General features: G+C 72.6%; 7 protein-coding genes and 1 tRNA gene. 7 read left to right on the forward strand and 1 reads right to left on the reverse strand.

What is annotated here, in order from left to right; translation table 11 throughout:
* The first annotated feature begins 1 nt into the window (after position 1).
* From OG432_RS21305 to OG432_RS21330, 6 genes are all read left to right on the forward strand, one after another.
* The gene (locus tag OG432_RS21305; RefSeq protein WP_328315187.1) at positions 2-976 is read left to right on the forward strand and encodes a carbohydrate ABC transporter permease; all 975 of its coding nucleotides are present in this window, start codon (positions 2-4) and stop codon (positions 974-976) included.
* Positions 977-1,068: 92 nt separating this feature from the next.
* On the forward strand, positions 1,069-1,932 hold the full coding sequence (locus OG432_RS21310) for a carbohydrate ABC transporter permease (protein ID WP_328312548.1): 864 nt from the start codon (positions 1,069-1,071) through the stop codon (positions 1,930-1,932).
* Between the two features lie 696 nt (positions 1,933-2,628).
* On the forward strand, positions 2,629-4,407 hold the full coding sequence (locus OG432_RS21315) for a beta-N-acetylhexosaminidase (RefSeq protein ID WP_328312549.1): 1,779 nt from the start codon (positions 2,629-2,631) through the stop codon (positions 4,405-4,407).
* 334 nt (positions 4,408-4,741) lie between these two features.
* Positions 4,742-5,641, forward strand: coding sequence for an FAD binding domain-containing protein (locus tag OG432_RS21320; protein WP_328312550.1), 900 nt, complete (start codon positions 4,742-4,744; stop codon positions 5,639-5,641).
* A complete protein-coding gene (locus tag OG432_RS21325; protein ID WP_328312551.1) occupies positions 5,638-7,344 on the forward strand; it encodes a 2Fe-2S iron-sulfur cluster-binding protein in 1,707 nt (568 codons plus the stop codon). The genes OG432_RS21320 and OG432_RS21325 overlap by 4 nt, the downstream gene beginning before the upstream one ends.
* Complete coding sequence (locus tag OG432_RS21330) at positions 7,341-9,656, forward strand: xanthine dehydrogenase family protein molybdopterin-binding subunit (protein WP_328312552.1); 2,316 nt, start codon at positions 7,341-7,343, stop codon at positions 9,654-9,656. Before OG432_RS21325 ends, OG432_RS21330 begins: the two co-directional genes overlap by 4 nt.
* 298 nt (positions 9,657-9,954) lie before the next feature.
* Here the strand turns inward: OG432_RS21330 and OG432_RS21335 are convergent.
* Positions 9,955-10,029, reverse strand: a tRNA-Cys gene (locus OG432_RS21335).
* Positions 10,030-10,254: 225 nt separating this feature from the next.
* Between OG432_RS21335 and OG432_RS21340 the strand changes: the two genes are divergently transcribed.
* Positions 10,255-11,739, forward strand: a complete 1,485-nt coding sequence (locus tag OG432_RS21340) for an MFS transporter (RefSeq protein WP_328312553.1) — start codon at positions 10,255-10,257, stop codon at positions 11,737-11,739.
* Positions 11,740-12,245 lie beyond the last annotated feature (506 nt).

Here is a 12,245-nt window from a genome sequence, read left to right on the forward strand (position 1 = left end):
CTTGACGGCCGAGCGCGGCGCGGCCGCACGGACGACGGCGGCGCCGAAGCCACCGTCCCGACGTCCGCGCGGCGGAGCGCGCGGCCGCGCGCTCCGGGGGGCGGGCTGGACGCCGTGGCTCTACCTGGCCCCCGCCCTCGCCGTCCTCGGCGCGCTGCTCGTCTACCCGGTCTGTCAACTCGGCCTGATCTCCTTCCTGCAGTACACCCAGGCCCAGGTCAGCGGCGGCGAGCCGACCCGTTTCCAGGGCCTGGACAACTACGCCACGCTGTTCTCGGACAGCCAGTTCTGGTCGGTTCTGCTCGCCACCCTCGTCTTCGCGGCGGCCTGCGTCCTGAGCACCCTCGCGATCGGCTGCGCGCTCGCCGTCCTCCTGACACGCGTACGGGCCCTGCCGCGGCTCGCGCTGATGCTGGCCGCGCTGGGGGCGTGGGCGACCCCCGCGATCACCGGCTCGACGGTCTGGATGTTCCTCTTCGACCCCGACTTCGGCCCCGTGAACCGGGTGCTGGGCCTCGGGGACCACTCCTGGACGTACGGCCGCTACAGCGCGTTCCTGCTCGTTCTGCTCGAAGTGGTGTGGTGTTCGTTCCCGTTCGTGATGATCACGGTGTACGCCGGGATCCGGGCCATTCCGGGCGAGGTGCTCGAAGCGGCCGCCCTCGACGGCGCATCGCAGTGGCGGATCTGGCGGTCCGTCATGGCGCCGATGCTCCGCCCGATCCTCACGGTCGTCACGATCCAGTCCGTCATCTGGGACTTCAAGGTGTTCACACAGATCTACGTCATGACCAACGGCGGCGGCATCGCGGGCCAGAACCTGGTCCTCAACGTGTACGCCTACCAAAAGGCGTTCGCCTCCTCGCAGTACAGCCTCGGCTCGGCGATCGGCGTCGTGATGCTGCTGATCCTGCTGGGGGCGACGCTGATCTATCTGCGGTTGCTGCGGCGGGAGCGGGACGGGGAGGAACTGTGAGGTGGCGTAGCGGTGTTGGCGAGCCGGGGGGTGAGGGTTCGGCTACGGCTACGGCTACGGCTTCGGCTTCGGCTTCGGCTTCGGTTACGGCTATGGGTTCAGGTACGGCTACGGCTTCGGCGCTGGCTGCCTGGAGACGCCGGCCCGGACGGCTGGTTGCCGAAGGGGTCGCGGTCCTCGTGGCCGTGGTGGTCGCCTTCCCCCTGTACTGGATGGTCCTTTCCGCCTTCAAGCCGGCGGGAGAGGTGCAGTCGGCGCACCCCAGGCCCTGGACCCTCTCCCCCTCCCTCGACTCCTTCCGGCGGGTCTTCACCCAGGAGGACTTCGGGCGGTACTTCCTCAACAGCCTCGTCGTGGCGGGCAGTGTCGTCGTCCTCTCCGCGCTGATCGCCTTCCTGGCGGCGACGGCGGTGACACGCTTCCGGTTCAGGTTCCGCACCACGCTGCTGATCATGTTCCTGGTGGCGCAGATGGTGCCGGTCGAGGCACTGACGATCCCGCTGTTCTTCCTGATGCGAGACATGGGACAGCTCAACACGCTGGGCTCGCTGATCCTGCCGCACCTCGCGTTCTCGTTGCCCTTCGCGATCTGGATGCTGCGGGGGTTCGTGAAGGGGGTGCCGGTCGCGCTGGAGGAAGCGGCGGCGCTCGACGGGGCGAGCCGTACGAGGTTTCTGTGGCAGATCCTGTTTCCACTGGTCTTCCCGGGGCTGGTGGCGACCAGCGTCTTCTCCTTCATCTCCGCGTGGAACGATTTCCTGTTCGCGAAGTCGTTCATCATCAGCGACACGTCGCAGTCGACGCTGCCGATGGCCCTGCTGGTCTTCTTCAAGCCGGACGAGAACGACTGGGGCGGGATCATGGCGGGGTCGACGGTGATGACGGTGCCGGTGCTGGTGCTCTTTGTCGTGGTGCAGCGGAGGTTGGTTTTGGGGGTGGGCGGTGCGGTCAAGTGAGCGCGGCTCGTTGCCCGGGGTCGCCTGTCCCCAACTCCCTGGGGCTGCGCCCCGGACCCCGGGGGGTTTTCCCACCCTCCCGCCCGTGCGGCAACTCCGAAGGGTGCGGCCCCCTGGGGCTCCGCCCCGGACCCCCCGAGGGGCTCCGCCCCTCCAACCCCGGCGGGGGCTCCGCCCCCTGCACCCCCGTTCGCGCCTAAAGGGCGCTCGTCCTCAAACGCCGGACAGGCTGAGGACGCCTCCACCGAGCCCCGCCAAGGGCGCGGGGAACCGCACGAGAAGCAAGCACGGCCCGCACACGACAACCGGCCGTTCAAGGGGCGCGGGGAACTGCGCGCCCAGCCGTCCACGGCCCGCACACGACAACCGGCCGTTCAAGGGGCGCGGGGAACTGCGCGACCAGCCGTCCACGGCCTGCGGCCGAAAGCGGGTTTCAGGGGCGCGGGGAACTGTGCGAGACGCGGGCACGGTCCGCGGACGAAAGCGAACCGGGGTTTTAGGGGCGCGAGCAACTACTCAACGGTCCGCGGCCGAAGGCCGACCCACCCCCGGAGGGTCTCGGGAAGGGGCGGGGTGGGGGAGGACAAAGACAGCAACCCATCCACCCATCAGCAACCCAACACCCCCAGCAACCCATCAACCCATCAGCCCGGCAACCCACCAGCACCCTCACAACACCCAAGGAACCCAACCCCAATGGACAGCAACACCCTCATCCCCACCCCCTCCTCCATCCACGCCACCCCCACCTCCACGGGCGCTCTCAGCTCCACTCCCACCCCCACCCCCACCCCCACCCCCGCCCTCACCCCCTCCACCACCCTCCACACCACCCCCGACACCCACCCCCTCGCCGCCCTCCTGCGAAGTACGGTCGGCGCCGCGACCGGGCTCGGGCTGGTGGATGGGGTGGATGGGGTGGATGGGGGCGAGGGAAGTAGTGGACCCGGTGGGGCCGATCGGGTTGTGCTGCGGGTCAGCCCCGACATCGCCGGGCGGCACGGCCCCGAGGGCTACCGGCTCTCGACCGACCGCTCCCTCGAAGACGTCGCCGTGCTCATCGAGGGCGGCACCCCCGCCGGCGTGTTCCGCGGCATGCAGACGCTCCGCCAACTACTCGGCCCCGACGCCTTCCGCAAGGCCCCGCTGCGCAGCGGACAGAGCGAACAGAGCGGCCAGCGCGGACAGAGCGGCCAGCGCGGACAGCACTGGCCGCTGCCCCCGGTCACCATCGAGGACGCACCCCGGTTCGCCTGGCGCGGGCTCATGCTCGACGTGGCACGGCACTTCATGCCGAAGGACGGCGTGCTGCGCTACCTCGACCTCATCGCCGCCCACAAGCTCAACGTCTTCCACTTCCACCTCACCGACGACCAGGGGTGGCGGATCGAGATCAAGCGTTATCCCCGGCTCACCGACGTCGGCGCGTGGCGCGGTCGTACGAAGTGGGGGCATCGCGCATCGCCGCTGTGGGACGAGAAGCCGCACGGGGGTTACTACACCCAGGACGACATCCGCGAGATCGTCGCGTACGCGGCCGAACGGCACATCCGCGTCGTCCCCGAGATCGACCTCCCGGGCCACTCGCAGGCCGCCATCGCCGCGTACCCCGACCTCGGCAACACCGACGTCGTCGACACCGCCTCCCTCTCCGTCTGGGACACCTGGGGCGTCAATCCGAACGTACTCGCCCCCACGGACAACACCCTCCGCTTCTACGAAGGGGTGCTGGAGGAGGTGCTGGATCTGTTTCCCGAGGACGTCTCGCCGTTCATCCACATCGGTGGGGACGAGTGCCCCAAGGAGCAGTGGCAGAAGTCGGACGTCGCGCAGGAGCGGATCCGTGAACTCGGGCTCGCGGGCGAGAACGAGCTCCAGTCCTGGATCATCCGGCACTTCGACGCCTGGCTGAGCGCCCGCGGGCGGCGCCTCATCGGCTGGGACGAGATCCTGGAGGGCGGCCTCGCACCCGGCGCCGCCGTCTCGTCCTGGCGGGGCTACGGCGCCGGGATCGCCGCCGCCGAGGCCGGACACGACGTGGTGATGTGCCCCGAGCAGTACGTGTACTTGGACCACCGGCAGGCCGCGGGCGCCGACGAGCCCGTGCCCATCGGGTTCGTCCGCACCCTTGAGGACGTCTACCGGTTCGAGCCCGTTCCGCCACAGCTCGGCCCCGAGGCCGCCGCCCACATCCTGGGCACCCAGGCCAACGTGTGGACCGAGGTGATGGAGAACCAGTCCCGCGTCGACTACCAGACGTTCCCGCGCCTCGCCGCCTTCGCCGAAGTCGCCTGGAGCGCGCTGCCCGCCCCGGCCCACCGCGACTTCGCCGATTTCGAACGGCGAATGGCCGTCCACTACAAGCGCCTTGACGCGCTCGGCGTCGACTACCGCCCGCCGACCGGCCCGTTGCCGTGGCAGCAGCGCCCCGGCGTGCTCGGACGCCCGATCGAGGGGGCGCCCCCAAACAGGTGAGCCCGTGCCCAACGTGGCCGCCGGGCGGCCCTCTCCCTGGGACCGTGGCCCCGGGGCACGGCCGCCCGGCCGCGACCGGCTGCGAGGAAGACCGCTGTGACCAACACCCGGTGTGCGGAACGAGGCGTACCGCATAAGTCGTACAAGGCTTGCGAAACCGGAACATTCCCCAGGTCGGGGACGGAAGCGCGCTTCGTGGACCCTCCCGTCGGGCGGCACGGAAGATGTGCCAGAGTTGCCACGTCCGGGCTGTGAGCACGTACGGTACGGCCATCAGCAGGTGGCCACAGACGGCACAGTCGTACGGCCGGGACACCGGGAAGGGGCAGCTGGGTTGACCACGCACGCACCGCAGGCGGCGCAGTCGGTGACGCTGCCTGCCTCACTGGACGAGGCCGTGGCGGCGCTCGCGGCCATGCCTGCCGCCGTGCCCGTGGCGGGCGGCACCGATCTGATGGCGGCGGTGAACCGGGGCCTGCTGCGCCCCGCGGGACTCGTCGGACTCGGCCGGATCAACGAGATCCGCGGCTGGCAGTACCAGGACGGCCACGCCCTGCTGGGCGCCGGTCTCACTCATGCCCGCATGGGGCGCCCGGACTTCGCGGCGCTCATTCCGGCGCTCGCCGCGGCCGCGCGCGCCGCGGGCCCCCCGCAGATCCGCAACGCGGGCACGCTCGGCGGCAACATCGCCTCCGCCGCCCCCACCGGTGACGCGCTGCCCGTGCTCGCCGCGCTCGAAGCCACCCTCGTCATCGCGGGCCGCGACGGCGCCCGGCGCGAGATCCCCGTGTCGCACCTGCTGGCCGGCCGGGACATGCTCGCCCCGGCCGAGTTGATCGGTTATGTCCGGGTGCCGCTGCTGCACGCGCCCCAAGTTTTCCTCAAGGCCACCGGCCGCACCGGCCCCGGCCGCGCCACCGCGTCGGTCGCCGTCGTCCTCGATCCGGCCCGCCGCGGAGTGCGCTGTGCGGTCGGCGCGATCGCGCCGATGCCCCTGCGCCCCCTCGAAGCCGAGCACTGGATCGCCTCGCTCATCGACTGGGACGGCGAGCGCGCGGCCCTCGCCCCGGAGGCGCTCGGCGCGTTCGGTGAGTACGTGGCCGCCGCCTGCATCCCGGACCCGGCGCCACCCGCGGACGGCTCACCGCCCCCGCCCCTCTCGCCCGCCGTACTGCATCTGCGGCGCACCGTCGCCGCGTTGGCCCGACGAGCACTGGGGAGGGCGCTGTCGTGACCGACCGCAACAACGAGCACGAGCACGAGCCCGAGCGCGAGCACGAGCCGGAGCGCACGCACGAGCCGGAGCGCACGTACGATCACGGGCCCGGCCAAGGGCATGGTTACGGTTACGGCCAGGCGTCCCGGCACGGTGCCTGGGAGCCGGTTCCGCACGGCGGCGAGTACGAGCCCGACGCGACGGCGTTCGTCCAGCTGCCCCCGGACATGGACCTGATGAGCGGCGCCCCGCTCGCGGCGCCCGGCCACGGCTACGTACCGCCGATGATCGTGCCGCTCACCCCGGCCGCTGCCACGGACCCCGGCGCGACCGGTGTCTGGCGCATCCCGACCGAACTGACCGGCCCCGGCCAGGATGCGCCCGGCGCGTCCGAGGGCGACCCCGCGCCCGGCGCGCAGACCGTCGTGTGGCCGGAGCCCCCCGCGCCCGCGCCGGTGCCGGCCACTGCGACCCAGCCTGCCCACGACCCGTCCACCACGGCCCAGTGGAACTTCGCCGACGAGCCCTCCCTCGCGGGTACCGGCCAGTGGACGATCCCGGTCGTCCGGGATGAACTCCCCGAAGAATCGGGCGAGTTCACCACGTCGTCGCTGATCGAGCAGTGGGGTTCGACCCCACCCGCCACCCTCCCGGGCGGCGCCCCGGCGCCCTGGGCCAACCAGTTCCCGGAGCCCGCGCCGGAGCCCACTCCGGAGCACGGCCCCGTGTCGGAGCACGCGTCCGTGCCCGATCCCGTTCCTGTTGCCGATCCCGAGCGCGAGCCCGAGCCCGATGGCTTCACGCCGGAGCATGCGCCGGGCACGGCCGACCCCGCCGGGCCCCCGGACGCGCCCCGAGCAGCTGAGGCACAGGAAGCACAGGAAGCATCGGCAGCACCTGCTGTGCCGGACGCGCCGGAGGCCCCCGCCCCCGAGCCGCTCCCGGACGAGTCCGTCGCCGTCGAGGCCGTTGAGCCCGTCGCGGCCGTTGAGCCCGTCGCCGAGCCCGCCCCGGACCCCTCCGCCCCGGCCGGCGAATCCGACGTACGCGATGCACCTGACCTTCTCGATGCACCTGGCCTACCCGACGTACCCGACGTACTCCCGGCCCCCGAAGCCGCGGCCGTCGCCCCGGGGCACGACCTGGAGCACCCCCGCGCCTCCTACGTGCTGCGCGTGAACGGCGCCGACCGGCCCGTCACCGAGGCCTGGGTGGGGGAGTCGTTGCTCTACGTGCTGCGCGAGCGGCTCGGGCTCGCGGGCGCCAAGGACGGCTGTTCGCAGGGCGAGTGCGGGGCGTGCAACGTCCAGGTGGACGGGCGGCTCGTCGCCTCCTGCCTGGTGCCCGCCGCGACCACGGCCGGCAGCGAGGTCCGTACTGTCGAGGGGCTCGCCTCCGACGGCGAACCCTCCGACGTGCAGCGGGCCCTGGCCGAGAGCGGGGCCGTGCAGTGCGGCTTCTGCATCCCCGGCATGGCGATGACCGTGCACGACCTGCTCGAAGGCAACCACGCGCCCACCGAGCTCGAAACGCGTCAGGCGCTCTGCGGCAACCTGTGCCGCTGCTCCGGCTACCGCGGCGTGCTCGACGCCGTGAAGGACGTCGTGGCGGGCCGCGAGGCGGCCGGAGCCCTGGCCGAAGAGGCCCGCATTCCGCACCAGGCACCCCCCGGGGCCGGCAGCGCCAAGCCCCCGCACACGCACGACGGAGGCATGGCGTGAGCAACGACGCAGCCACCGCGACGGTCGAAGGCGCCACCTCGGTGGCGGGGCCGGAGCAGCAGCCGCCCGCGCACGGGATCGGCGCGTCGCTCGCGCCCGTCGACGCGCGGGCCAAGACCGAGGGCACCTTCCCCTACGCGGCCGACCTGTGGGCCGAGGGCCTGCTGTGGGCGGCCGTGCTGCGCGCCCCGCACGCGTCCGCACGCATCGTCTCCATCGACACCACGGCCGCCGCCGCCATGCCGGGCGTACGGGCCGTGGTGACCCACGCCGACGTGCCGGGCGACCCGGCGTTCGGCCGGCGCATCGCCGACCGCCCCGTGTTCGCGGCCGAGTTCGTACGCCACCACGGCGAGCCCATCGCCGCCGTGGCCGCCGACCACCCGGACACCGCGCGCCTGGCGGCCGCGGCGATCGCCGTCGAGTACGAGGTGCTCGAACCGGTCACCGACCCGGAGAAGGCGTTCGCGGCCGAACCGCTGCACCCCGACGGCAACTTGATCCGGCACATCCCGCTCCAGTACGGCGACCCCGACGTGACCGGAGAGGTCGTCGTCGAGGGGCTGTACCGGATCGGCCGCCAGGACCCGGCCCCGATCGGCGCCGAGGCGGGCCTCGCCGTGCCGCGCCCCGACGGCGGCGTGGAGCTCTACACCGCTTCCACCGACCCGCACAGCGACCGCGACCTGGCCGCCGCCTGCTTCGGTCTTGAGCCGGACCGCGTCAAGGTCGTCGTCACCGGCGTGCCCGGCGCGACCGGCGACCGCGAGGACCTCGGCTTCCAACTCCCGCTGGGGCTGCTGGCGTTGAGGACCGGCTGCCCGGTCAAGCTGGCCGCCACCCGCGAGGAGTCCTTCCTCGGCCACGCCCACCGCCACCCCACCCTGCTGCGCTACCGCCATCACGCGGACGCAGAGGGCCGCCTGGTCAAGGTCGAGGCACAGATCCTGCTCGACGCGGGGGCCTACGCCGAGGCCTCGTCCGAATCCCTCGCCGCGGCCGTCGCGTTCGCCTGCGGTCCGTACGTCGTGCCGCACGCCTTCGTCGAGGGCTGGGCGGTGCGCACCAACAACCCGCCGTCCGGACACGTCCGGGGCGAGGGCGCGATGCAGGTGTGCGCGGCCTACGAAGGCCAAATGGACAAGCTGGCAGCGAAGTTGGGCATCGACCCGGCCGATCTGCGGATGCGCAACGTGCTCGCGACGGGCGATCTGCTGCCCACCGGCCAGACGGTGACGTGCCCGGCCCCGGTGGCCGAACTCCTCAGCGCAGTAAAGGACTTCCCGCTGCCGGTGCTGCCGAAGGACGCCCCCGAGGACGACTGGCTGCTGCCGGGCGGTCCGGAGGGCGCGGGTGAGCCGGACGCGGTGCGACGCGGAGTCGGCTACGCGCTCGGCATGGTCCACATGCTCGGCGCCGAGGGCACCGACGAGGTCTCCACGGCCACGGTCAAGGTCCACGACGGCGTCGCCACCGTCATCTGCGCGGCCGTCGAGACCGGCCAGGGCTTCACCACGCTCGCCCGCCAGATCGTCCAGGAGACCCTGGGTATCGAGGAAGTGCACGTGGCGCCGGTCGACACCGACCAGCCCCCGGCGGGTCCCGCCACCCACGGCCGCCACACCTGGGTGTCCGGCGGCGCGGTCGAGCGCGCGGCCAAGATGGTCCGCACCCAGCTGCTCCAGCCCCTGGCGCACAAGTTCGGGATGTCCACGGAGCTGCTCCAGATCGCCGACGGCAAGATCACCTCGTACGACGGTGTCCTGTCGACCACCGTCACCGAGGCCATGGACGGCAAGGAACTGTGGGCCACGGCCCAGTGCCGCCCGCACCCCACCGAGCCGCTCGACGAGACGGGCCAGGGCGACGCGTTCGTGGGCCTGGCGTTCTGTGCGATCCGCGCGGTCGTCGACGTCGACATCGAGCTCGGCTCGGTCCGCGTCGTCGAACTCGCCGTGGCACAGGACGTCGGCCGTGTCCTCAACCCCCGCCGGCTCGCGGCCCGCATCGAGGCCGGAGTGACCCAGGGCGTGGGTGCCGCCCTCACCGAGAACCTGCGCACCTCGCGCGGCCGGATCCGCCACCCCGACCTCACGGGCTATGCCCTGCCGACCGCCCTGGACGCCCCAGACATCCGCATCGTGAAGCTCGTCGAGGAACGCGACGTGGTCGCCCCCTTCGGTGCGAAGGCCGCGAGCGCCGTCCCGGTCGTCACCTCCCCGGCCGCGATCGCCTCCGCGGTCCGCGCCGCGACCGGCCGCCCGGTCAACCGCCTCCCGATCAGGCCGCAGGCGGCGGTGGTGCAGGGCTAGGGCCTGTCCGGCGGATCTGGTTGGCTGATGCAAAGATCCGGCCTGTACGGGGAGTTGGCATGGCCTTCGAGGACGAATGGCGCCGGTCGCACGCGAACGCCGCCATCTTCCTGTGCGAGCGCCCTGACCTTCCGAGGGGGCTCTCGCTGCCTCCGTCGGAGAGATATGTCGAGTGGGACATCCTCGGCAGGCCGGGCCCCGGACACGCCCCGCACCCGAGAGGTCCTGGCCGGCCTGCTCAAGCAAGTACGTGCGGTTCGCGCAGCAAAAACTCAAGTGCGCGCACGAATCAAGCAGTTGGAGGCCGTGGCGGGAATCGAACCCGCGTAACTCGCTTTGCAGGCGAGTCCCTGAGCCACTCGGGCACACGGCCATGTGTTGGTGCGTTGTGACGACCGTAGGGGCTGGGGTGCCGGCCGGGGAAGGGGAGGGGGCGGGCTGCAATGCGACTGCCATGTGGCGTTCACGGAAGGGCATGGGCAGGTGTGGGTGGCCGGCGGTGTCTCCGTCCAGCCGGCGGTGTCTCCGTCCATCGGACTAGGGCGGGATCCGTCTTTCGACAGGGGTCAGTGGCCCTTATGGCCCTTACGCTGGGCGGATGAGCGCCCTTGAACCGTCCGACGCCGCCCTCGTCGATCTCCCCTCCGGCGAGGCCGGTGGTGCCGGAGACGGCGGTGCGGGCGGGATCCTCGGGCGTGAGCGCCGCGCGCTGAGTTTCGGGATCATCACCGTCGTGCTGCTCATCGCGTTCGAGGCGACCGCCGTGGGTACGGCGATGCCCGTCGCGGCGCGGGAACTCGGCGGGGTGTCGCTGTACGCGTTCGCCTTCTCCGCGTACTTCACGACGAGCCTGTTCGGGATGGTCGTCGCGGGGCAGTGGGCCGACCGGCGCGGGCCGCTCGGGGCGCTCGGCGTAGGGATCAGCGGGTTCGCGGCGGGGCTGCTGCTGTCCGGGACCGCGCTGAACATGTGGACGTTCATCGCGGGACGTGCCGTGCAGGGGCTCGGCGGAGGTCTGGTCATCGTCGCGCTGTACGTCGTCATGGGGCGGGCCTACCCCGCCCGGCTCCAGCCGACGATCATGGCGGCGTTCGCGGCGGGCTGGGTCGTGCCCTCCGTGGTCGGGCCGCTCGTCGCGGGGACGGTCACCGAACAGCTGGGCTGGCGTTGGGTGTTCATCGGGATCCCGGTGCTCGTGGTGTTCCCGTTGGCGCTCGCGCTGCCCGCGACGCGGCGCATGGCGTCCGGCCCCGCCGATCCGACGGCGCCCGCCGAACCCCTCGACCGGCGCCGGATCAAGCTGGCGCTCGGGATCTCGGTCGGGGCGGGGCTGTTGCAGTACGCGGGGCAGGACCTGAGGTGGCTGTCCGTGCTGCCGTTCGCGGCCGGCGTGGCCCTGCTCGGACCCGCGGTCACCGGACGGCGCGCTCTGCTGCCGCACGGCACGTGGCGGGCGGAGCGGGGGCTGCCGGCGGTGGTGCTGCTGCGGGGGATCGCCGCGGGGTCGTTCATCGCGGCGGAGTCCTTCGTGCCGCTGATGCTCGTCACCCAGCGCGGACTGACCCCCACGATGGCCGGTCTCTCGCTCGCCGTCGGCGGGGCCACGTGGGCGCTGGGCTCCTACGTCCAGGCGCGGCCCCGGATGGAGGCGCACCGGGAGCGGCTGATGGTGACCGGGATGATCCAGGTCGCCCTCGCGATCGTGGCCGCGCCGAGCGTGCTCGTCGCGGCGGTGCCGGTGTGGGTGGTGGCCGTCGCGTGGGGCGTGGGGTGCTTCGGCATGGGCATGGTCATCACCTCGACGAGCGTGCTGCTCCTCAAGCTTTCGGCGCCGCACGAGGCGGGGGCGAACTCCGCGGCGCTCCAGATCTCGGACGGGCTGTCCAACGTGTTGCTGCTCGCGGCGGGTGGGGCGGGGTTTGCGGCGCTGGGGGGTGGGGCGGTGGCGGGGGCCGCGGGGGTTGCGGGGGCGCACCCGGGGGCGTTTTTGGTGGTGTTTCTGCCGATGGGGGTGGTGGCGGTGGGCGGGGTGTGGGTGGCGCTCCGGGTCAGGGAGGTGGGCCCCACCCCGCCCCTTCCCTAAACCCTCCGGGGGCGGGGTGGGTTGAAGTGGGTTCCTGGGGCTGTGCCCCAGACCCCGCGGACGGGTCGGCCGGGGCGGCGCCGGGTTTCTCGCGTCCGTGAACCCGGTTCGCTTTCGGGTGCGGGCCGGTGGGACCCGTTCGCGCAGTTCCCCGCGCCCCTGAAACCGGCCTTCGGGTGCGGACCGTGCGTGGTTGCTCGCGCAGTTCCCCGCGCCCCTAACCCCGCTTTCGTCTGCGGACCGTGCCCGCGTCCCGCGCAGTTCCCCGCGCCCCTGAAAACCCCGGTTCGTGTGCGGACCGTGCCCGCTTACTCGCGCAGTTCCCCGCGCCCCTGAAAACCCCGCTTTCGCCCGCGGGCCGTGGACGGCTGATCGCGCAGTTCCCCGCGCCCCTAACCCCGCTTTCGTCTGCGGACCGTGCCCGCGTCCCGCGCAGTTCCCCGCGCCCCTGTGGGGCACCCGGCGCCGGACGGCTCGCGCCCGCCGCGGCGGAGCCGCGCGATGTT

Origin of the sequence: Streptomyces sp. NBC_00442 (assembly GCF_036014195.1) — a bacterium.
Taxonomy (GTDB): Bacteria; Actinomycetota; Actinomycetes; order Streptomycetales; family Streptomycetaceae; genus Streptomyces.

Coding starts and splice junctions, on each gene's coding strand:
- OG432_RS21310 (WP_328312548.1), top strand. CDS start 1,069: ATGGGTTCAGGTACGGCTACGGCTTCGGCGCTGGCTGCCTGGAGACGC.
- OG432_RS21315 (WP_328312549.1), top strand. CDS start 2,629: ATGGACAGCAACACCCTCATCCCCACCCCCTCCTCCATCCACGCCACC.
- OG432_RS21340 (WP_328312553.1), top strand. CDS start 10,255: ATGAGCGCCCTTGAACCGTCCGACGCCGCCCTCGTCGATCTCCCCTCC.